Raw genomic sequence first — 22,755 nt, forward strand, 5'->3', positions numbered from 1 at the left:
CCGGGGACGACGAAACTCGGGACTTGGGAAAGGTCGCGATCATTGGTGCGGGCGTGGCGGGATCTGCTGCAGCCATTCGGTTTGCTCAGCGAGGTGCCCGAGTCACGTTGTTCGAAAAATCGGTGTTCCCACGCGAAAAGGTTTGCGGGTGTTGCTTGGGGGCGGCGGGATTGGCGGCTTTGGATGCGATTGGCGTGGGGCAATCGGTTCGAAAATGCGGCGTTCCGACGAAGTTCTTCCGAGGTTTTTTTCAAACGTCTTCCTCGAAAGCGGCTTCCGCGGCAGAGGTGAGTGCTGCACGACGGCCTGTTCCGGGGGTCCGCCTTGCGTTCCGGGAAGGCATGGCGATTTCGCGGGCGGAGTTGGACCAGCATCTGCTTCAGTTCGCCATTCAGTCCGGCGTCGAGGTGCGTCAGCCTTGTGAGGCAACCATTGTCAGGCAGTCGCAGGATCAGGTTGAGATCGAGACTGGGGCGGATTCGCCGGAGACGTTTGATTTGGTTGTCGTGGCGGCGGGGCTGACGGGCCGGTTCCGGCAGCGTGACGCGGCGGATCTTCCTTGGGTTGAAACCCCCCATGGGCCGATGGGTATTTCGGCTCATATGAGCGAACTTGACGCCCAGGAAATGGGTTGGCAATTGGACCTCGGCGAGATCCAAATGCATTGTGGAGCAGAGGGTTACGTCGGGATCGTGCGGCTTCCTGGAGGGGCCTTGGATCTGGCCGCAGCGATTCATCCGAGAAGAAAATTGGCAGCCGACACGGGCGGGGGCCGGCAGGCCATTCAGTCGCAGGTGCTGTCCCTGTTGCTGGCCTCGGGACGGTTCAATTCATCGCAATCCCAACAACTGGCGCATTGGTTTGGCGAGGTCGCTGATTGGCAAACAACCCCGCCGCTGCGGCGAAAACGGGTGAGCGGACGGGGGCGAATCGTCGCGATTGGCGATGCGGCTGGGTATGTGGAACCGCTCACCGGCGAAGGAATGACCTGGGGAATTGAGAGCGGTTTGGCGGTGGCTGATTTGTGGGCTTTGTATCGGATGCCGCAGATGACGCCTAACGGTGGAGGCGATTTTGGTGCAAACTGGGACCTTCGAGCATTGAAGTTTCAAACCCGCCGTCGGCAATTGTGTCGCTGGGTCACCGGGATGGTTCGATACCGTCCGGTTCGCTGGTTCGCATGTCACGGTCTACGACGTGCAGATTGGTTGGCGGTTCCTTTCACTCGTAGTCTCGCAAACGGTCCACGTTTCGACACAACGTCCCCCATCCACCGCACCGCATCGAGCTTCGCGGACACTTCTCTTCGGACTCACGTCTCTTCATGACTGCCCAGATTCTTTCCATCGCGACGGCTCATCCCACCAACCAAGCCGATCTCGCGTTTTCGACCCACTGCGCACAAAGCATGTCGTGCGAGGACGAAACACAAGCTCTCAAACTGGCCAAACTGTATCGCCGAACCGGAGTCGACACACGCGGCAGCGTGTTGGTCGAAAAAGGCGATGCTGGCGAGCTGACGCAGTCGTTCTACCCGCCTCTGGTGGACGGTGGTGATCGTGGCCCCACCATGGCCACTCGCAATGAACGGTATGCGGCCGAAGCGCCCGTGCTCGCGTGCCGCGCGGGACAAGCTGCTCTGGATGGCAGCGGCATCTCACCTGACGACGTCACGCACGTGGTCACTGTCACTTGCACCGGATTCACCGCGCCGGGAATCGATGTGCAGTTGATTGACAAGCTCGGCTTGCCGATCACGACCCAGCGAATCCAAGTTGGCTTCATGGGTTGCCATGGGTTGGTCAACGCTCTTCGTACCGCACGCGGATTGGTCGCGGCCGACGCCGACGCGGTGGTCTTGATCGTTTGCATTGAGCTTTGCAGCCTGCACTATCAGTATGGCTACGACGCTCAGCGGATCGTTTCAGGATCGTTGTTCGCGGATGGTTCCGCTGGGTTGATTGTTGCTGGGGATGATTGTCCTGAATCAAGCAGTGTCGAATCCCCGCTGGGCGAAATCGTCTCGGTAGGATCCTGCCTGATTCGTGACAGTCACGATGCCATGACGTGGCGGATTGGCGACAACGGATTCATCATGACACTCGAATCCAGTGTGCCTGGATTCATTGAAAAGAACCTGCGTGATTTCATCGTGCCATGGCTGGCGAAATCGGGATTGGATTTGGATTCGATTGGCGGTTGGGCGGTGCACCCCGGCGGCGTGCGGATTTTGCAGTCGGTCGAATCCGCGTTGGAGTTGCCAGCGGACGCGCTGGATATTTCTCGGGAAGTGTTGCGGGAGCACGGCAACATGTCGTCAGCAACACTCGGGTTTGTTCTGCAGAAGTTCCAGCAGCGAGACGTTCCTGGTCCCTGGTTGATGCTGGGATTTGGTCCGGGCCTCGAAATTGAAGTCGCCGTCATTCGCTGAGTGATCGCGTCTGCTTCTCTGCCAGGCGTCTCTTTTGCCCCGGAGGTCTTCTGACGGGGCGTGGGCGAGGGTATTCTGTTGGCATGAATATCACCAAATGCATTGATTCAGCTGGCCAAACTCGCGTTGCTTTGGTCGAAAACGGCAACCTGATTCCGCTTCAAACGACGGCGGAGCTTCCCACGTTGGCGGCGATTTTAGCGGCGGAGAACCCCCAGGCCGCAGCAGCGTCCTTGGCCCGTGATCAGCCTCTCGCGATCGACGATTCAACGCAGTGGTTGCCACCCATCGACCAGCAAGAAGTTTGGGCCGCTGGGGTGACCTACAAACGCAGTCAAACGGCACGGATGGAAGAGTCCGAAGCCGCTGCGTCGTGCTACGACCGGGTGTACAACGCGGATCGTCCGGAGATCTTTTTCAAGGCGACGCCATCCCGCGTCAGCGGCCACCAGCAACCGCTTCGCATTCGAACCGATGCCAAGTGGAATGTGCCGGAACCGGAGATCACGTTGGTGCTCAGTCCCAAGTTGAAGATCGTTGGCTTGACGGTTGGCAACGACATGAGTTCGCGGGACATCGAAGGTGAGAACCCGTTGTACCTGCCGCAAGCCAAATGCTACGACCAGTGTGCGGGGCTGGGTCCGTGGATCACGTTGATGGATGAGTTGCCCTCGGCCGACGCCATCACCGTGGACCTGAAGATCGTCCGCGATGGGAACATCGTGTTTGATCAGGCGACGTCGGCGGCTGAGATGGCTCGCAAATTTGACGATTTGGTTCAGTGGCTGGGGCGTGACAACACGATGGCCGACGGAGCGTTCCTGATGACCGGAACCGGAATCGTTCCCACCAGCGATTTCACGCTGCTTCCCGATGACGTTGTGAACATCACGATCGGTGGTGTGGGCACGTTGTCCAATCGGATTGTTCAAGGTGCAGGGTCCTGAACCGAGTCCACTGCCGACAGCAACGATCGAGGCGTTTCAGCGAACGGTGACGCCTGCCGAGCGATTGCCGTTGGCTTGTTGGCTGAACGTGCTGTCGCTCGATGCGGTCTTGGTCGCGTTGCTATGGCAGTTTGTTTTCATCCTGGCATTCTGTGGGCGAATGCCGCTCTGGTACGAATCGTTCGTCTTGGCCGCCGTCGTGTGGTTGATCTACGTCGCCGATCGGTTGTTGGATGGGTCTCGATTGGATCTGTCGCAACCGCATCTGGTCCGCCACCGAATGCATCACCAGCACGCGAGGGTTTGGATGCTGACCTGGGTGGCGGTTCTGTTGGCTGCCTGTGTGGTGGTCGTGGCCTGGATGGACGCCGTTGTGATCCGGGTGGGACTGTTGGTTGCAACATCGGTGTTGGTGTATGGGGCTGGCGTTCACTTCTGGCCAGGACGCTCCACCGTCCGGCACGTTTTCGCGAAGGAAGTCCAGGTCGGTGTGATCTTTGCCTCCGGAGTCAGCTTGATCGCTTGGTTGGAGGCCCCCAGTGTTTCTTTGGGGGTGGCGTGTGCCGCGTCGGCACTGCTGTTCACGGCGAATTGCTGGGCAGTCGCGCGGCGAGAGTCGGTGGCGGACCAAAATTACGATGCGGATCGTTCTAGGAATTCACAGCGTGAGTGGGTGGCAGCGTTGGGCGTGGCGGTGGTGGCGGCATTCAGCGGAGTCGTCGGTTGGTTGCCTTGGCTGACGGTGGTTTGTTTGCTGGGCAGTTCCAGCGCGTTGCTGGCAACAACATGTTGCTGGCGATGGAAGGGCAGGGGGCTCAGTGAATGGAGCCGCTGGTCGTCATCTGTCGATGTGCGGCGACCTTGGTTTGATCGATGGGTGCCAATGGCCGATTGGTCGCTGATCGTTTCGCCTGTGATTTGCTGGGCAATTCTTTGAGCGATTCGGTGCAAGGTTATGACCGCCTGGCGCGGTGGTATTGGCTGCTCGAAAAACCCGTTTTTCGCAAGAGCCTGCAACGGGCTCGCACGGCTTTGCTGGCGGAGTTGCCAGCGGTCCATCGGATTTTGATGTTGGGCGATGGAGATGGACGCTTGTTGGCGGAGGTCTTGCGAGTGCAGCCCCATGCTCACGTCACCAGCGTCGAACAAAGCTCGGAGATGCTGCGGCTTCAACGCGAGCAGGTGATTCAGTGGGGGGCCAGCGATCGTGTTCGTTTGGTTTGTCAGGACGCGACGGATTGGAGTGCGAACGGCGAGACGTTCGATTGCCTCATCACGCCGTTCTTCTTGGATTGTTTTCCCGAAGCCGAGTTGCGTTGTCACCTGCCCAAGTGGTTGGCGTTGGTCGAACAGGGAGGTTGGTTTTATTACATCGACTTCGTGCTTCCTTCCTCGGGGTGGCAGCGTCTGCGGGCCAAATTTTGGAGCGGTGTGATGCATCGCTTCTTTGCCTGGCAGACCGGGCTCATGTCGCGGTCTCTGGTCGCGGTGGAGCCTTTCTTTGACGCCGGCGAGTGGAGCGTTCACCGAACAGAGGTGCTCAATCATGGGTTTCTGCAGGCTCGACTGTATCGCCGATTGCCAAGGCAGGATGGGCAGGTGTCCTAGTGGTCTGTTGCAGCTGAATCTTCGGGTAGCGAAACTCGTCAAGAGTTTCGACCGTCCCGTGATCTTCAGAAAGTCTGACGACTTTCGCAACGTCTCGATGCGATCTATCCGAACATCAAGCTGCGGTCGACCACGAGCGCGGTTGGGAATGGCACTTGTCAGTTTGGGACGCAGCCCCGACGATACTTGACCGCCCGTAGGCGGCATCGGGTTCCTTTTCGCTTTCAAAACGCTTTGTTTTTGCCGAGAATCGGCACACTTTTATGAATGATTCCACCCTCGATCCTCCTGGTTCCATCGTTGTAATTGGGACCACGGAGTTGGGGATTGAAGCGGCTCTGTATGGTCGTTTCCTCGGGTACGATGTGACTTTGGTGGGCGGCGCCGACGCCTGGGCTGACCGTCCGGACGTCGACGAATCGGCTCAGCGAATCGGTCCCACTTTTCGTGGGGATTGGTTCGGGCGGCATTGGTTGGATGAGCGTGAGCTGGCGGAATGCTGGGACCTGGCCTCGCCGATGTTGCCGGATCGAAGTCTGTCGCCTTTGGCTTTCAATGCGATCGCGGCGCAGCGTGGCGACGAGATTCCTGCCGCCCTGCCAGTGACGATTGGCGAGTGGATCCAAGACGGTTTGCTCGCGGTGACTCGGTCCGATTTGCTGCGAGGTCGGGTGTGGCCAAACGTGATGGTGACTTCGGTCGAAACCGTGGACGTTGTGGTCGAGCCCGATGAAGAAGCGGATGCCGACGATGAGTCCGAGGTTTCCATCCCGCCGGACTACCGGTTGCAGTATCAGAATCTCGGCGGTGCCGATGACAACGCGCCCGAATCGCAGCAATGCGAATGTGTGATTGTGGCTGGGTTGCCGGAGGAGGCACGCGGTTTCGCCAAGCCCGCCGCGGATGAGTATTGGTTTGAACTCGCCGGTGCAGAGACCAGCGATGCGGAAGCGATGTTGCGGGAAGGCCAACGCCAAATTGCAGCGATCTATGCGCAGCTGATGGGGCGCGAAGAGTTGGACTTGTATCGTCCGCTTCGCGGTTGATCGATCGCAAAATGCCGCTGTGAGCGACGCGAGTCGCGTGGTGCGGCCGTTGATTTACAGAGCCGTTTCGGCGTGGCGGCTTCTTGGGGACGTCTGTTTTGTTCCGACGTCAGTCCTTCTTCATCCCGGTAGGGATGCCAGATGGTAGCCTGGGGTTGCTGCGTAGCAGCGTACCCCAGGGAAACGAGCCGCGAAAAAACTCACCATCCCGCCGTGGCCATTGGCCACGGCGGGATGGTGAGTGGCGGCGTGGGAGGGCATGTCCATCGGTGGCGCTATCGCTTGCCGATGGCTACCATCTGATATCCCTACCGGGATAAAAGTAAAGACAAGGGCGATGCCCCTGGCATTCGATGAGGATGGCCGTTGGCCAACAAAACCCACTGCAACAACGTAACTTCAAAAGTTACGCTTCGGTTTGGCTGTCCTGTTCGGGGTGAGGTTCGGCGGGAGATTTCAGGTCGATCACGGGGCTGCCCCACTGGACGTCCATGGGTTCGCTGCATGAGGTGCAGTTGGTGGTTGTGCCCATCGTGGTGTCTTCGATCACTTGAGGCGTGTCGCAGTGAGGGCAGGTGACTCGGATCATGCCGCTGGGTTCGGTCATGGCGTCGAGTTGAGCGTCGGTGAGGTCTGGGATTTCGATGTCGGAGGGCTGAAGCGTCGTCAGCAATTCTCGGGTGATTTCGATGGAGCCTGCGATGCGGTTTGCCAAGCGGCGGACGCTGCGTTCGAACGAGTTGCGAGACGTCCGGCCGTTGCCGAAGTGACGATCGCGATTGAAGTACAGATGCGTGAAGCCACGCAGGAGTCGACGTCGGCTCTGGGTGGGGATCACGTACTGGGCTTTGGCAGCGATCAGTTCAAAGATCCGGCACAGGGCCTCGGGGTCGTAGTCGTCGAAGTGCATGGTGGTGCCGACCCGTGAGCTGAGTCCCGGGTTGCTGCGGATCATCTTGGTCATCTCTTTGGGGTAGCCCGCCAGAATCACGACCAAGCGGTCGCGTTGGTCCTCCATGCGTTTGAGCAGGGTTTGGATGGCTTCGCGGCCGTATTGGTCTTGGCCGCTTTCATCGATCAGCGTGTAGGCTTCATCGATGAACAGCACGCCATCGAGTGCTTCGTCGATTTTCGCGTTGGTCTTGGGGCCCGTTTGGCCAGCGTATTCGGCGACCAATCCACTGCGATCGGTTTCCACCAAGTGGCCCTTTTCCAGCACACCCAGTCCGCCGTAGATTTCTGCGATGATCCGAGCGACGGTGGTCTTGCCGGTGCCGGGGTTGCCAACGAAGGCCATGTGCAGGCTGGGTTTGGTCGTGGGCAAGCCGGCTTTGGCGCGGTGGCGTTCCATCGCCAGGAAGTTCGCCAGCGTTTGGATTTGATTCTTGATGGCATCCAGTCCGATCAAGCGATCCAGTTTGGCTCGTGCGTCGGCCAGGCGTTCTTCGGCGGTTCGTTCGTCGACTTCAACCGGTTCTTGGAGGGCCGTTTGGGGTTGGTCGACGGAGGCGGGGGGGCCACCACCGGCGCGGGTTGGCTGGGGTTTGTTCGCGGCGTCGTGGCCGGTGCCTTCATGCAGTCGTTTGGCTTCGGAACGCAACCAGGAGATGGCTTCGCGGGCGTTGTCCAGGTCGGCTTGATGATCCAGCGTGGGGGACTCAGGCATCTCCGACGAGGCGGTGACGCTGGTGGGTGACTTGGCGACGTGCTTGGCGTTTTCCAGCCCATCGAGCAGGGACTGCAATCGCGTGCGTTCAGCGCTGCTGTCGTCCCCGTCGACCATCGCGATCAGGTTCGCCATCCGGGTTGCGGCGGTGATGACTTCGCCCCAGCGATCGCGAAGCGAGGGGAGTTCCAGGAATGGCCGGGTGACTTCGTACCAGGAAAACCCTTCGGCGGTGGTGATCAGCCAGTCGATCGCTTCGTGCAGTTTGCTGCCTTGGACGGTTTCGCCCCACACGTGTTCCAGGAGGATGCGGCCGAGTTGCCGCTGTTCCAGGTTGCGAGCGCTGCTGGCGGGCACCATGGTGGCAAACACCTTCATCACGAAACCTTCGTGCAGGTCGGCCATCTGCTGGGGCAGGTTGCGGTTATTGGCTGATGCGGCCTTGTCGGCGCCTGCCAGCCAACCGTAGCTGCCCTCAGCGATTTCACCCGATTCGACGAACAGATTCAGCGTTTGCTGAAGGGCTTCGCGATACAGCCGAATGGATTGCAGGATCGCGTCGTCGCTGGGGGAACTCATGGCTGGAATCCGAGGGTGACAAGGGCATCAAAAAGACCGTCGTAAGTATTTGGAAAACAATGGCTTGCGTCAATGTTCAGAAAGCCCCACGGCGTTGTGAAAAACGATTGAACGAGGTAAAATAGGCATTCCAACTTTGGGCCTGCAGATCATCGATCGGCACCCGCCCGTTCCCCCCGCGATAAACGAGCAAATCCCTTGGCTGAAGACGGCGAAAATCAGGAACCAGGCGACGAAAACGCGGGCGAAGTGAATGGATCCGCAGAGGACAATGGCGGCCAGGAAAGCGGGGCTGACACCACCGACTCATCCTCTGGTGGCGGGATGGTCGATCCACCCCGTATTGGAGGTCCTCCCGGTGGTGCCGCACCACCGCCGAGCGATGGTTCCGACCTTCCAGACCCTCACGGGGGGCACGGTGCGCTTCGGATGGTCAATCTGCCCATTCAAGACGAACTTCGCGAGAGCTATCTGACGTACGCGATGAGCGTGATCGTCAGTCGAGCCTTGCCCGATGTGCGTGACGGATTGAAACCGTCTCAGCGTCGGATTTTGGTCGCCATGAACGACTTGAATCTCGGCCCCGGCAGCAAGCGGGTCAAATGCGCCAAAATCTCGGGTGACACCTCGGGGAACTATCACCCGCACGGTGAAAGTGTGATCTACCCGACGCTCGTTCGGATGGCTCAAGAGTGGAACATGCGCTGCTTGTTGATCGACAAGCAGGGGAACTTCGGGAGCGTCGCGGGATTGCCACCCGCTGCCATGCGATACACAGAAGCTCGCATGGGCGCCGTCGCAGCCGCGATGTTGGAAGACCTGAAACTCGACACCGTCGACTACATCCCGACCTACGATGAAGCGAGGACCGAACCAACGGTCTTGCCCAGCAAGTTCCCCAACTTGTTGATCAACGGCTCAGGCGGGATCGCGGTCGGGATGGCAACCAGCATCCCACCTCACAACCCGACGGAAGTTTGCGATGCCTTGATCAAGTTGATCGAAGAACCGGACACTTCGATCGATGAGTTGTGTGAGATCATTCCCGGTCCTGACTTCCCGACTGGCGGGATCATCTGCGGCCGCGCCGGCGTGCGTCGCGGTTACAAGACCGGACGAAGCACGATGGTGGTGCGTGCCCGTTGCCAAATCGAAGAGATGAAGGGCAACCGGAGTCGCATCGTCATCACCGAGATTCCTTACCAGCAATATCGCGACCGGATCATTGAAAAGATCGCGGCGCTCGTGAACGGAGACCGGATCAAAGGGATCTCTGGAATTCGCGATGAAAGCGATTTGAAGGAACCTGTTCGCTTGGTGGTCGAACTGAAGCGTGGGGAAGATCCCGATGTGATCTTGAACCAGCTGTATCAGTTCTCGCCGTTGCAGGACACGTTCTCGCTGATCTTCTTGGCTCTCGTCGACGGCAAGCCTCGCGAGCTGACGTTGAAGGAGATGCTGGCAGAGTTCCTGCGTCACCGTGTCACGGTCATTCGTCGCCGCACACAGTTTTTGCTTGCTCGTGCCCGGCGTCGCAAACACACCGTGGAAGGTTTGTTGCTGGCACTCGCCAACATTGACGAGATCATTCAAACGATCCGCACCAGCCGCACTCAGCCTGAAGCGAAAGAACGCTTGATGGGCATCCAGTGCCCCGCATCGATGATGCAGCGGGCGCTTGGTGATGTCGGGTTCAAACAGTTCCAGTTGGAACGCGGCGAAGCCGATGCGTACACGCTGACCAGTGTCCAGACCGACGAAATTCTTCGCATGCGTTTGGGCCAATTGGTCAACTTGGAACAGGAGAAGCTCTCGGGCGAACACGCGGAACTGCTGAAGGAAATCATCGACTACATCGAGATCCTGGCTAGCCCCACCCGGATCAATGGCATCATCAAGGATGACCTTGAGGAGATGAAGCGTCGCTTTGGCAACAAGCGTCGAACCGAGATCAGCAACGAAGAGCTGGGCAACATCGACCTGGAAGATTTGATCACGGAAGAGACGATGGTTGTTTCCATCAGTCACCGTGGTTACATCAAACGCACCCCGACCAGCGTTTACAACACGCAGCGTCGTGGCGGCAAAGGCATGAAGGGTGCCAAGAGCGACACCGAAGATCCAATTGAACACTTGTTCGTTGCCAGCACGCACGCTTATCTGTTGTTCTTCACCACGGCGGGGAAAGTTCGTTGGCAAAAGGTCTATGACATCCCGCAGCTTGCTCGCGATGCCAAGGGCCGTGCGATCGTGAACCTGTTGCAGATGGAAGAGGGCGAGCAGATTGCCGAGTGCTTGGCCGTTCGCGATTTCAATCAGCCCGGTCACACGATCGTGATGACGACCAAGAGCGGCTTGGTGAAGAAGACTCCGCTCGAACAATACAGTCGACCAAAACGAGGCGGCATCATCGCCATCAAACTTCGCGAAGGCGATGAATTGGTGGATGCTGCGGTGGTTGGACCTGGCGATGAAGTCATTCTGGTCACGTCCGACGGCATGGCGATCCGTTTCCGTGAATCGGATTCGCGTCCGATGGGACGAAACACGTCTGGCGTGAAGGGGATCTCTTTGGTCGGTGACGACGCCGTGGTGGGAATGGTGGTGACCGATCCCGAAGCGACCCTGTTGACCGTTTGCAAGAACGGTTACGGCAAACGAACGCCGTTTGGTCCCAATGTGGCCGACATTTCCGAAAGCGACTCGGATGACAGCAGCGAATCCAGCGAATCCAGCGATTCCAGCGAAAGCAGTGACGACGAAAATGCATCGTCCAGTGGTTCGGCTCGCTATCGCACCCAGAAACGTGGCGGCAAAGGTCTGCGCGATATCAAGACCAGTGAACGAAACGGCAAGGTGATCGGAATCGCTCGTGTCAACGACGATGACGAGTTGTTCTTGATGACCGCCAAAGGCAAGCTGCAACGAATCAGTGCGGGCGATATCAACGTGATCGGACGCAACACACAGGGTGTTCGCATCATGAACGTCGATGACGGCGATGAATTGATCGCCGTCGTTCGTGTGCCGGCTGAAGAGAACGAAGGCGAAGATTCCGAAGCGGAAGCCACCACTGACGCCGAAGCCTCCGTCGAAGTCGCGGCAGAAACCGAGGGCACGACGGAAGCCGAGGGCACGACAGAAGCGGATGCCGGTCCTGAAACGGATGCCGCTCCGGAATGATCCTGGGTTTGGTCCGCGTGCCTTGTTCAAAAGCAACGGGTTGAGTTGCTCTTCGGGCTGGGCCAGGAATCACCTGCAATCACGCCGCTGCTTTGAAACAAAGCAGCGGCGACTCATCCAGGTGGCTTCGCCTGTGGGGTGTTTGCCAGTGCAGAATCACTGGCAGGGAACAGCCATTGCCAGGGCAAGGCTCGGCCTCCGGTCCTGGGAAGCAGCCCGAACGGCTTGCGACGCCTTCAGCGACGGCGTTGGATGTTTCTTTCTCAATAACGAATCGAGAATTTTTCGCGATCCGGCAGCGGGTCGCGGTCAGCGATCGACGTCTCGTTGATCTTTCTTTCCATCGAGTCGCCAATCCGGCGAAGCAGTTCACGCAGGTCTTTTTCCGGCCCTTGCACGTCCAGAAGGACATCTCCGTCGGGTTCGTTGCGAACGAAGCCCGTCACGTTGAGGCCACGTCCTTGATGAATGGCGTTGGCTCGGAATCCAATTCCCTGCACATCGCCTCGATAGCGAACGACCTTCCGCATTTGTTTGGTAGCTTTCATTGGATTATGGTGACGGCGACTTTCAGTTTCGACAATGCAGATCACCCCACACGGTTGGTTTATGAATTGGTTGCGTTTGAGTTCGGTTGGCGTTGCTTGGGTAGGTTCGGCTTGGTTGCTTGCGGGGGCCTTGAGTGCTGGCGAACCCAAGGTGTTGACCATCGGCATCGATGGTTTGCGTCGTGACGCGTTCGTCGCGGCCAAGACGCCTCACTTGGATTCGCTGGCTGAAAACGGCACTCTGTGTCTCGAAACGCGAGTGACCTCGGACGATGTCACGGACAGTGACACCGTCAGCGGGCCGGGGTGGACCACGTTTCTAACCGGCGTTTGGGCGGATCGCCACGGTGTCCTCGACAATTCTTTCAAGGGCCGCGACGCCCAGGCCGCACCGCATGGTTTTGCCTTGGCAAAGCAAGTCAAACCCAACTTGAGAACCGCGTCGTATCTTTGCTGGACACCATTGAGGTCGCACGTGACAACGGATGCCGACATCGATGTCGTTGTCACACCTGGCAAGAATGCCACCGCTTCAACTGTCTGGACAGCAGCGGACCAGTCACTGGCTTGGTCGGCGATCCCCGTCTTGCAAAACGATGACGCCGATTGGACGTTCATTTACTTTGGCTCGACGGACGAAACCGGTCACTCCTATGGTTTTCATCCCAGTGTCCCGCCTTACATGGCCGCCATTGAGAACGTTGACCGGATGGTGGGTGAACTGCTTGAAGCAGTCAAGCAACGAGAAACTTACGCCGCTGAGGACTGGTTGATTCTGGTGAGCACGGACCATGGAGGCGAAGGAACCGGGCATGGAGGCGGACGCGAAAATCCGAATGTCTACACGGTGCCGATGATCGTCAGTGGAGCTTCTGCCAAGAAGGGTGCCGAGGTTGAGCGACCTGTTGGATCAGCACTCCCCGCGACAGTGGATTTGGTCGCTCTCGCGTTGACTCACCTGCAGATTCCCATCCAACCAGAATGGCAACTCGCCGGAAGCGTGGATGGCTGGCTGGAGCCAGCATCCACGGCATCCGAAGCCGATTCCAAACCGTGATTCACTCCCGCGGTAACGAAATGGATTCCGCGTAGGCCAGTTCGCCGGTCCAGCCGTCGTAGTACTGGAACACAACCTGCGGATGCGGGTAGGCGACCAAGCGTTTGTCGCCTTGCTTGACCGGCATGTTGAAGACATTGTTGACCTGCACCACGCAGAAATGCGGGTACAGCCGTTCCAGTCGTGGCAGGTCGGCCAGCACGTAACTGCTCCAGCGGATGTCGCATTCACGCGGTCCGAATTGAAACCGTCCCGTTGCGGGGCGATCGCTTTCGTCGAGTTCTGGCACGTGATTGACGCTGTTGTGGGGGCCGCAGCAGAATTCCCAGACGTTGTCGGTCACCCGGATCGCGAAGCTGTTGTGCAGGTCGCCGGTCATCACGAAGACCTGTTTGTCCATTTCGTCCCAGGCATCGATCAACATTTCTCGTTCGTCCAGGAAGCCCGTCCAGGCTTCTTCTTTGTTGGCTTCGTCGGCTTCGAATCCACCGGCACCGCTGTGCGGGATCATCATCGGGACGCTTGAAATCAGAAAGGTGAATTTGGCGTCGCTGGCTTTCATCTCACGCAGCAGCCATTCGCGTTGGTGTTTGCCCAGCATCGAGACGCCCGGTTTGTCTCGTTGGGAAACATCGTGCATGTCGCGGTCGCCACGGGTGTCAAGCAAGAAGAAGTCGCAGTTGGAGACACTGAATTTGCCATAGCTGCGTTGCCCGATGGAGTAGCTGACTTGGCCATCGGCTTTGGCGGGCATGTGAAGTCGGACGGTGTGTTCATCGACCACTTCCACGATGTCATAGACATACGAGTTGGCTTCGCCGTCATCGGTGTCGTAGATCATGTCATTGATGCCCGCGGTGTCCGTTCCCCAGTGCACATGCAGATTCAGCATTTCATTCAGTGGCAACTGACGAAAGTTGGTTTGGCGATCGACGAGCAGGTCGCTACCGGCGGTCAGTTTGGCGGTCCCGACATGCAAACGTTGTGCGGATTCGACGGGGTTGGCCCAGCCCAGGTAATCGTTCCAGGCGTAAGTTCCGATGTCGCGGAAGACGGTTCGCCGATGGCGTTTGCCCGCCTCGGAGGCTCCCCAGATGTCGTTGACCAATTCGTGGTCATCGAATGTGAACAGCGATGGAACGTTGCGATGCCAAGTCGACAGCGCATGGTTGCGAGTCAGGTAGAGTTTGTAGTTCTCCCAGACACCCGTCACGGTTGGCATGGCTGCCACCACTTGCGGGAGTTCGTCGATGCCCTGCGTCAGTCGCCAAGCTTCAGCCGGGTATTCTCGAAGCTCTTCGTAGAGCCAATCCCCGTTCATGATGTGAAAGTGGACTTTGTCCGCCCAATCTTGATTGAGGTGTTTGTAGGTGGGGCTGTCGTGTCCGATTCCGTGAAGCGGATTTTGATTGGCACAGGAACCAATTTGGAAGCGAAAGTTGAACAGTCCATCCGGGTTGTGTTCGGATTCCGAGCCCGCTTGGTCAGGAAGAGTGCGGAACGTTCCGGGCTCGCCTTGTGGGCGATCGTTGACATAGATGCGGTAGTGATAACGCGTGTCAGGTTCGAGATCGTTCAGCGTTGCGACGCCCGTGTTGTCATGCTCGATGCGCGTGAGCCCTGGTTCGCTGATGTGTTCCGAGAGGTCGCCACCATGGTTTTCGGGTGGACGCGTTCCGTAGTGAACGGAGAATTCGCCGGGGTCGGATGTGCGGGCCCAGACAGCGACGCTGGTCGATGATGGCCTGCCCAGCATCGGGCCGTGAGTCATGCGGTTGGGGTCACGCTGGGCGGATGCGGTGGAGGGGGCCGCAGCAAGAACCACCAGTGCGAGGGTGAGCACTGTCAGGGGAGAACGCATCATGGGGCATCACGTGTCGATGGGACCAGGGGAAAGGTGGGGGCCCCAGTGTACCTGCCGGATGCGCGGCCCGTGTTTCTAAGGGCAATTCTCGTGGATCAGATTGCCCTCGGAATCGTGGCAGTCGGACGTCGCCGCAAATTCGAACTCCAGGGTGGAGTGGCGAATGTTGTGTTTGTCGATCAGATACGTCTTGATGAGACGTTTGATCGGCTCAAGGTCTTCGTACCGAGTCGGTTCAATCACCACATGAGCTTCCAGGGCCCGATGCAATTCGTCCAATTCCCAGAGGTGCACGTGGTGGATTCCGGACACGCCATCGATCTTGTCGAGGTCCGCGATCATTTCATCAAAATGGAAATTCGCGGGGGCGCCTTCCATCAAAATGCGAGCGGCCTCCGGGAGCATTTGTGCAACTTGATAGAGGATGTAGGCAGCAATCAACAGGGTCAAAAAGGCATCCACCCAAAGCCAGTCCAGGTAAATGACCGCGGCGGCACCGATCAAAACGGCCACGCTGCCAGCGGCATCCACCAGGTTGTGAATGAAGGCGGCTCGGACGTTCAGCGAGCCCTTGCTCATCGCCCACAGCAGAAAGGCCGTTCCGAGGTCGACAACCAATGCGATTCCTGCGGCAGCCGCCATCAACCAACCAATGATTGGCTGCGGGTCGAAGAACCGATGAATGGCTTCGTAAATCAAGTAGCAGCCGACCACCGCCAACAGCGTGAGGTTGATCGTGGCCCCGATCAGTTCGGCGCGGCGGTAGCCAAACGTGTATCGCTGGTTGGCTTTTTTGCGAGCGATTCGCCGGGCGATGTAGGCGATCAGCAGTGAGTTGGCATCGCTGAAATTGTGAGCCGCGTCGGACAGCAACGCGACGCTGCCCGAGATGATTCCCGCGATCACCTGGGCGACCGTCAAGAATTGATTCAGCAGCACCGACCAGAGCAATCTTGCGTCGCTGACGGTGTCGAACTGGCCGGCGGAGGTCAGCCCGTGATGGTGCAAGCTTCCACAGCTTTCGGGTTCACCAGCCGAGTCGCCCGAATGATCGTGGTCACAACTTCCCATGAGAATCGTTCTGGGTCAGTGGGTTAGGGATTCACGCTGGTGATGCTGGTCAAAGCAGCCGGTTTCTCCAGCGGAGCCATGGAATGACTGTGACCTGGCAGGCTTTCGATTCCAACGGCCAAGGCGACACCCAACAGCAACGCGGTGGTCAGTTTCAGCCGATCGTGGTCATGAAAAGCGACCTCCGGAAGCAAGTCGGAGAGCGAGATGCAGATGAAGAACCCGGCCGAGAGAGCCAGTCCCCACCCGAGCAGCACATCGGTGTTCGCGAACTGTGTGGCACCAAAGTAAAACGCGATCGCACCGATCGGGCAGGCCATGGAGAAGGTCAGGTTCACCATCGTTCGTTGAGCCGATGTCCACCCGCCTTTGCTCATCACCGATGTGATCGCGAAGGCATCCAGTGGCTTGTGAAGTGCGACGGCGAGGAAGGTTCCCAGGCCAGCGAGTCCAAGCCACGGCGAATGTTGGGATTCCGCAGCGATGCTGGCGGCCAAAGCCACTCCGTCCATCAATGTATGCAGGCCCAGGCCAAATAGCATGCCGAGCCAACCCAGCGGTTTGCTGCTGACGCGTTTGGCATTGGAATGGGCGTGGTCGTGATGGTGGCCGTGTCCCTCGTCCCCGTGCCCTTCATGGCTGTGTTCATGAGCGTGATCGTCGTGATGTCCATGGGCATGATGGTGATCGTGCGATTCTCCGTGCCCATGCACATGCGTGTGGAACGTTCGAAGCAGGATGAACATCGTGATGATGCCAACCAAGACGCCTCCACAGGCCTGGGACGCGGAGCTGATTTTGTGCAGCGAATGCGGCAACAGGTGCAGCATCGCGATGCCCAGCATCAAACCAGCCACAAAGCTCATCAACAACTGGGTGCGGAGGTGAGTCATCCGTACCAAGGATGGCAACCAGCCACCACTGACCGAGGCCGTGATGATCAGCACACAGTACACCGCGAGCAGGGATTCGGGGACAAACAAGGCAATGGCCGAAGCAGGGTACGGACGCGGCGAAACGTTTCAATCTACGCCTTTGCTTGAACGACGCAAGTGGAGTCGCGCGGCCAGGATCGCTCCGCACAGCAGGATCACCATCCCCGTGTGAACCATTGCCAAGGATGCCTCCTGGTACCGAGCTCCGCTGTGCAGCAGCCCAAACAGCCGGGTGCCGGTCGTGGTCACGCCAGGCGGCAAGGCTGGCATGGCGGCAGGGACGTCTCCTGCCGAGACGATTGCCACGGCCAAGGCCGCCACGCTTAGCCCGCGTCGCAGCAAAGGGAGCTCGAGGTGCCACCATCGCCAAGCGACGGATCCATCCATCCGTCCGGACAGCCAGGTCGCATCGTCAATGCCCCCGTAGGCGTTTCGCAAAATGGCATAGGCCACCAACACGCTTCGCACGCCAACCGCGATCAGAGTGGGGACCAGCGTGTGGGTTGCCAGCCAATCCAGTCCCGGAAACGGCAGGCGAAAGATGGCCGCGACGGTCATGCCGATCACCGGTCCTGGCACCAAAAATAGCATCGTCCCCAGAACGTCGATGACCACGCCGGCCGCGTTGGATGAACGCGCCCAGCGAGCCAGTCCGATTGCGATGGGGAGCGTCCAGAGGATCGAGAACAGGGCGAGCTGAATCGTCCAGACGATTTCGTCTTGAAACAATCGCGGGGCTTCGGTGATCGCTCGAATGGACGCTTGCCATTGAAAGGTGGCTTGCCGTTGTCCGTCGACCACTTCAACGGTGTGCCCCGTTTGAACGACCAATCCAGCGAGCGGAAGCAACAGCAGCAACGTGCAGATCGTCACCCCGACGCAAGCGATGGCGTGCATTCCTGGTGTGGTCGTGCTTTCCCAGGCAGCACTCTTGGAACGGGGTGGCGCGGTGGTTGATTCCAGTTCTCCGTGGGAAGCAACGTTCCAGCGGCGACGTCGCAACCAAAACCAAAGCAGCGCTGGGACGCCACCGACCACCATCGGAACCAACGTGGACACCAGCACCGAGGTCGTGTTGGGATCCACGGAGTAGAACAGGTAGAACTGATCCGCCACGGTTCGGACACTGTGCAAATCCGCGACGCTCATTTCGGTGGATGCAAGCACCATCACGGCGATGACCGAGGCGACGATCCAGGGCAGCGCGATCGGCAAGCGGACACGCCACCAACTCTGGTTGGGCGAGAAGTCCAAGCTGGCCTGTTGAATTGCGACGGGAGAGATGCGACGGGTCGCCCAGACGGTTGCCAGCGACACCAACGCGACGCCGTGCATCCCATGGATCCATCCGACCCAGCCCAGGTTGCCTCCCGTCATGGTTGTGACCAACCATCCAAATTTTCCAGCGGTGGATTCCCAGGCTGCCGCCAGCAAGATCAAGGGCATGGCCAAGGTCACGAACGCGAAGAATGTCCAGGTTCGAACCAGCCAGTGATTGGGCCGCAATTGGCTGACGAAAAATGCCGTTGGCACTCCGATCAAAATCGCGATTCCGGCCGACACCAGCATCAGTTCGATCGTCGTCGCGATCGCGGTTGCCCAATCGTCGGCAAAACTCGGATCGGGCGTGGACAATCCGGGCGGAACCAACGCTGCGAGCGGAATATTGGGCATAAAGAGAAGGTTTTCGAGGCCGAAAGTTCGTCCTGCTCGACGATTTGCCAAGCTTGCGATCACAATGGTGCGACCAACCACCTCCACGGAAACTCATGAAGCTGACATCGATCCCCCAGTTGTACCGCAATCTGCGTCGAGGACGCGAGATCCTGAGGGTGCTGCGCCGGTACGGGTTGGCGGATTGGATCAGTCGCACGAGGCGGTTGCCGCTGCAGAACTGGATCAAAGATCGCTCGGGCGTTCCCCTGACCCAGTACACGCGGTCGCAGCGGATTCGGATGGCGATCACTGAGTTGGGGCCCACGTTCATCAAAGTCGGCCAGGTCCTGGCGGCTCGCCCTGACCTCGTCGGCAACGAAATCGCCGAGGAACTGAAGCAGCTTCGCAACGAAGTTTCGCCCGACAGCATGGAAGTCGTCGAAGCAACGCTCGCAGAAGAGCTCGGCCCGAACTTCCGCAAGCACTTCCGGCACATCGAACCGGTGCCGCTGGCAACGGCATCGATCGGACAAGTCCACCGGGCGGAGTTGATGGACGGGCAACGGGTGGTCTTGAAGGTCCAGCGTCGCGGCATCGAAAAGATGATGCGCGAGGACCTGGATGTTCTCGAGGGCTTGGCGCAGTGGGCGGATCACGTCGAGGCACTCGCGATCTGGGGACCCTCGGACATGGTTCGGCAACTGATGCCGATGATCCTTCGCGAACTCGACTTCAACCGTGAACGCAGCAACCTGAAGCAGTTCGCTCAGATTCTGGAAGCGGACAAAGCCGAGATTGTCATTCCATCCGTGCTGGACCCATTGTGCACGCGTCGCGTCTTGGTCATGGAAGAGATGATCGGCGAACCGCTGGCGAAAATCTTTGAGCGAGATGATCGCGAGGTGACGGAAGAGTCAACCGAGATGACGCGAGCGGACTTGCCGCCGGAGTTGGGCCGAACGCTGGCTCGAACCTATTTGCGAATGGTGTTCGAGGACGGATTCTTCCACGCCGACCCGCACCCGGGCAACTTGTTCTGCTTGCGAGACGGTCGCTTGGCGATTCTCGACTTCGGCATGACGGGACGCATCGACGAATCGATGCGTGAGTCGATCGAAGAAATGCTGGCGGCGATCAACTCCGGCGATAGTCGACGACTGACACGTTTGATTCGCCGGGTGGGCAACCCTCGAGTGGACCTGGATCAGTCCGCTTTGGAAATCGACGTGGCCGATTTCATCGACACGTACGGTCGTCAATCACTCGACCGTTTTGATCTGGCTGGGGCTTTGAACCAGCTCAGCGAGATTCTTCATCGGCATGGAATCGGCTTGCCCAACCAGTCCGCACTGCTGTTGAAAATGCTGATCTCGCTGGAGGGAACCTTGCGAGAGATGGGCGTCGGGTTTGATTCGCTTGATATCGTTCGCTCGTACCTTCGACGGGTGATGATCCGCCGCTTGACTCCCGCACGGCGGATTCGGCAAGCCCGGCGGATTTATCTGGAGAGCGAAGCGTTCATGGAGAACGCGCCCGAACAGTTGCTGTCGCTGATGAACCAAGCTCGACTGGGGCAGTTGCAAATCCGCTTGGAACCCAAACGCTTTGCCCCCGTGGTCAACCGCTTGGTGGTGGGACTGATGACCAGCGCGGTGTTCTTGGGGTCCGCGTTGATGCTGTCCTATGAAGTCTCACCGGTCCTGTTCCCCGATCAACCGATGTTCGGGATTCAGCGGGTCAGCATTCTCGGTTTGCTCGGATTGATCGCCAGTTTCAGCGTGATGGTCGCCCTGTGCCTGGCGATTTTGCGAAGCGAGTAGGCAGGCCACCTCGCCCAAAAAAGACTTGGCGGATTTTTCGCGAAGAATCTGGAAGGGTTAGGCTCTAGGCAGGTACGCAGGTGTCATCGGGGAGATGAGCCGTTTGGCGTTCGCCACGGTTCCCACGCACAACCGGGGTTATTGCTGGACTTTTTAAACTGGAGGTTTGACACGGAAAATGCGGCATTCGTTTTTGTTCTGTCCTACGCCCCAACGGGGCAGCTCTAAGATAGCCCCAGGCATCGCCTGGGGTTTCGTTACGGAGACTCCGATTCGAGCCCCAACGGGGGCGGCCCTAAGAAGGACTCCCCGAAACCCGCTAGGACCGCCCCCTTTGGGGCTTTGCAATCTTGGTCTCGGAATAACCCAGGGCGTTGCCCTGGGCTGGCATAGGGCTGCCCCGTTGGGGCGAAGTCGTGAAACAAAACCTGCGAAAGTTGAATCCGCTGCAACAACAACTTTTTGAAAGCCTAGGCGAACGCCAAACGGCATACTTACCCAAAGACTCCTGACTACCTGCTTAGGTTAAGAAATTCCATTCACCAACGTTGACTTTGAGGCGAACTGATGAAGACCAAGAAACACCGCGGATCGTTCATGCTTCGCTTCATGGTTTTCGGGTTCAGCGTCGCGGTGGGTTTGCTGGCGTTTTGGTTGCTCGGATACATCGTTCGCGACATCGATCGAGTTCAGGGGCCGAACTACAGTCAAATGCTCGACGAAGGCTTGCCCCAAGAGTTGCAGGACGAGCGACAATTGCTTGCGGCGCAGTTGGTGGATCTGAAGCAGCAGATCGCTTCCACGGAACGACGTCGACAACTGACCGGGCAAACCACCCGTGATTCGCAGCAAACGATCAATCAACTGTTGGAACTCAAACGCAATGCCGATGAGAACGCGACGTCACTCAGTGATGGGCAGCAGACGTCTTTGACAGACAGTCTGCAATTGTTTCTGGCCAATCAAAGCCAAACACAAACGTTGAATGCTGAGCTGTCTGGTCTCAATGATCAGTTGGATGATGTGGAGCGGTTGCGGCGTGAGAATGGTGATGCGATCACGCGTGCGAGTCGGCCGATTGAGGAGGAGTACGAAACGCTTGCGGAACAACATCAATGGAAGCTGGCCGCGTACAAGCTTGCCTTGTTGATTCCCTTGCTGCTTGTTTGCGGTTGGTTGTTCGTGCGGCAGGCTGGCGGGACCTATGCGATGCTGGTGTACGCTCTCAGTGGTGCCGTCGCCGCTCGCGTTTTGCTGGTGATGCACGAACATTTTCCCGCGATCTACTTCAAGTACATCCTGATCGTGTTGTCGCTGGCGATTGCAGTCGGGGTGTTGGTTCGGTTGCTGCGCCTGATCGCCCGCCCCAGTCGGGATTGGTTGCTGCGTCAGTACCGCGAAGCGTATGCCCATTTTTTCTGCCCAGTCTGTGATTATCCGATCCAGCGAGGACCACTCAAATTCGCGGTTTGGACGCGGCGAAGTTTGAGGAAACGAACTCCCGTCGCGGTGGCTGGGGATGCATCAGCGTTCGACCAGCCTTACACCTGCCCGTGTTGCGAAACGACGCTTTTTCACGCCTGTGAGAAATGCGGTGGAGTTCGTCATTCGCTCTTGCCCGCCTGTGAAAAATGTGGCGTTGGTTCGGCGGTGGAGCAAGAAACCAAGGCGTGATATCAATCTTGAGTTGGCAGGCCGATGTCTTCATTCCAGAGCGTTGGGTTGTCTTGGATGAAGGTCTGCATCAGCTCGATGCAATCTGGATCATGGATGATGTGTAATTCGACGCCTCGACTGCGGACGTAGGATTCCGGTCCTTGGAACGTTTTGTTTTCGCCCACGATGATTCGTGGGATTTTGTAGAGCAGGGCGGCGCCACTGCACATGTCACACGGGGACAACGTCGAGTACAGCGTGGATCGTGAGTAGTCCCTTGCGGTCAGGCGACCGGCTCGTTCCAGGCAATCCATCTCGGCGTGCAAGATCGCACTGCCGTTTTGGATCCGGCGGTTGTGGCCACGCGAAACGATCTCGTTGTCGATCACCAGCACGGAGCCGATTGGGATCCCGTGTTCTTCGAGACCGAGGCGTGCTTCTTCGAGGGCAGCTTGCAAGAACGGATCCATGGTTGGTCGCTTGGTGGTGACAGGGAGCAAAGGGATTGGCAACGGCATCGCGGCGTTGGTCACGCTTTGGATGAGTATAGTGTTGCATTCCCACCCACATTCCGTCCCCCAAGAAGATTGCCCATGCGCCGCGTCATTTGCTTGGTAGCCTGTTTGTCATTGCTGGCAGAAACCTCCTTGTTCGCGGAATCGAAGGGTTCTCGCAGGGCGGGCGAGGA

The 22,755-nt window shown here is 58.5% G+C and carries 17 protein-coding genes; 10 read left to right on the forward strand and 7 right to left on the reverse strand.

Translation table 11 applies throughout. The annotated features are described in order from the left end of the window. Nucleotides 1–23: 23 nt before the first annotated feature. The 6 genes from PSR62_RS06015 (at nt 24) to PSR62_RS06040 (ending at nt 6,032) form a co-directional block, all read left to right on the forward strand. On the forward strand, nt 24–1,328 hold the full coding sequence (locus PSR62_RS06015; protein ID WP_274406907.1) for an NAD(P)/FAD-dependent oxidoreductase: 1,305 nt from the start codon (nt 24–26) through the stop codon (nt 1,326–1,328). After that, complete coding sequence (locus PSR62_RS06020) at nt 1,325–2,431, forward strand: type III polyketide synthase (RefSeq protein WP_274406908.1); 1,107 nt, start codon at nt 1,325–1,327, stop codon at nt 2,429–2,431. The genes PSR62_RS06015 and PSR62_RS06020 overlap by 4 nt, the downstream gene beginning before the upstream one ends. Nucleotides 2,432–2,514: 83 nt before the next feature. Then, complete coding sequence (locus PSR62_RS06025; protein ID WP_274406909.1) at nt 2,515–3,378, forward strand: fumarylacetoacetate hydrolase family protein; 864 nt, start codon at nt 2,515–2,517, stop codon at nt 3,376–3,378. Further along, a complete protein-coding gene (locus tag PSR62_RS06030) occupies nt 3,365–4,315 on the forward strand; it encodes a hypothetical protein (RefSeq protein WP_274406910.1) in 951 nt (316 codons plus the stop codon). The genes PSR62_RS06025 and PSR62_RS06030 overlap by 14 nt, the downstream gene beginning before the upstream one ends. Nucleotides 4,316–4,323: 8 nt before the next feature. Continuing rightward, nucleotides 4,324–4,986, forward strand: a complete 663-nt coding sequence (locus PSR62_RS06035; protein WP_274406911.1) for a class I SAM-dependent methyltransferase — start codon at nt 4,324–4,326, stop codon at nt 4,984–4,986. Between the two features lie 263 nt (nt 4,987–5,249). Next, nucleotides 5,250–6,032, forward strand: coding sequence for a hypothetical protein (locus PSR62_RS06040; RefSeq protein WP_274406912.1), 783 nt, complete (start codon nt 5,250–5,252; stop codon nt 6,030–6,032). Between the two features lie 406 nt (nt 6,033–6,438). Here PSR62_RS06040 and PSR62_RS06045 read toward each other — a convergent pair whose 3' ends face one another. Continuing rightward, nucleotides 6,439–8,277, reverse strand: coding sequence for an AAA family ATPase (locus PSR62_RS06045; RefSeq protein WP_274406913.1), 1,839 nt, complete (start codon nt 8,275–8,277; stop codon nt 6,439–6,441). A 198-nt stretch (nt 8,278–8,475) separates the two neighbouring features. On the opposite strand from PSR62_RS06045, the gene gyrA reads away from it, so the two are divergent. Beyond that, complete coding sequence (gene gyrA / locus PSR62_RS06050; protein ID WP_274406914.1) at nt 8,476–11,460, forward strand: DNA gyrase subunit A; 2,985 nt, start codon at nt 8,476–8,478, stop codon at nt 11,458–11,460. 263 nt (nt 11,461–11,723) lie between these two features. On the opposite strand, the gene PSR62_RS06055 is transcribed toward gyrA, so the two are convergent. After that, a complete protein-coding gene (locus PSR62_RS06055; RefSeq protein ID WP_274406915.1) occupies nt 11,724–12,008 on the reverse strand; it encodes an acylphosphatase in 285 nt (94 codons plus the stop codon). A gap of 61 nt (nt 12,009–12,069) precedes the next feature. Between PSR62_RS06055 and PSR62_RS06060 the strand changes: the two genes are divergently transcribed. Continuing rightward, nucleotides 12,070–13,065 (forward strand): alkaline phosphatase family protein, encoded by a 996-nt coding sequence (locus tag PSR62_RS06060; protein WP_274406916.1) that lies wholly within the window; start codon nt 12,070–12,072, stop codon nt 13,063–13,065. A gap of 1 nt (nt 13,066) precedes the next feature. On the opposite strand, the gene PSR62_RS06065 is transcribed toward PSR62_RS06060, so the two are convergent. The 4 genes from PSR62_RS06065 to PSR62_RS06080 all read right to left on the reverse strand — a co-directional run bounded on the left by PSR62_RS06065 (nt 13,067) and on the right by PSR62_RS06080 (nt 18,696). Then, the gene (locus PSR62_RS06065; RefSeq protein ID WP_274406917.1) at nt 13,067–14,929 is read right to left on the reverse strand and encodes an alkaline phosphatase D family protein; all 1,863 of its coding nucleotides are present in this window, start codon (nt 14,927–14,929) and stop codon (nt 13,067–13,069) included. 75 nt (nt 14,930–15,004) lie between these two features. Further along, nucleotides 15,005–16,000 carry a cation diffusion facilitator family transporter gene (locus tag PSR62_RS06070; RefSeq protein WP_274406918.1) on the reverse strand — a complete coding sequence of 332 codons (996 nt, stop codon included), beginning with the start codon at nt 15,998–16,000 and terminating at the stop codon, nt 15,005–15,007. 23 nt (nt 16,001–16,023) lie between these two features. Then, entirely contained in the window at nt 16,024–16,983 is a 960-nt protein-coding gene (locus tag PSR62_RS06075; protein ID WP_274406919.1) for a ZIP family metal transporter, read from the reverse strand. 39 nt (nt 16,984–17,022) lie between these two features. Next, nucleotides 17,023–18,696: an ABC transporter permease gene (locus tag PSR62_RS06080; protein ID WP_443217365.1), complete on the reverse strand. Its 1,674-nt coding sequence runs from the start codon at nt 18,694–18,696 to the stop codon at nt 17,023–17,025. 8 nt (nt 18,697–18,704) lie between these two features. Between PSR62_RS06080 and PSR62_RS06085 the strand changes: the two genes are divergently transcribed. Together PSR62_RS06085 and PSR62_RS06090 are read left to right on the forward strand one after the other, a co-directional pair. Next, a complete protein-coding gene (locus PSR62_RS06085) occupies nt 18,705–20,411 on the forward strand; it encodes an ABC1 kinase family protein (protein ID WP_274406922.1) in 1,707 nt (568 codons plus the stop codon). Nucleotides 20,412–20,978: 567 nt separating this feature from the next. Continuing rightward, nucleotides 20,979–22,085: a hypothetical protein gene (locus tag PSR62_RS06090; RefSeq protein ID WP_274406923.1), complete on the forward strand. Its 1,107-nt coding sequence runs from the start codon at nt 20,979–20,981 to the stop codon at nt 22,083–22,085. Between the two features lie 2 nt (nt 22,086–22,087). Here the strand turns inward: PSR62_RS06090 and PSR62_RS06095 are convergent, their stop codons facing one another. Next, on the reverse strand, nt 22,088–22,537 hold the full coding sequence (locus PSR62_RS06095; RefSeq protein WP_338020173.1) for a nucleoside deaminase: 450 nt from the start codon (nt 22,535–22,537) through the stop codon (nt 22,088–22,090). Between the last annotated feature and the right edge of the window lie 218 nt (nt 22,538–22,755).

The organism is Rhodopirellula sp. P2 (assembly GCF_028768465.1).
Lineage (GTDB): Bacteria > Planctomycetota > Planctomycetia > Pirellulales > Pirellulaceae > Rhodopirellula.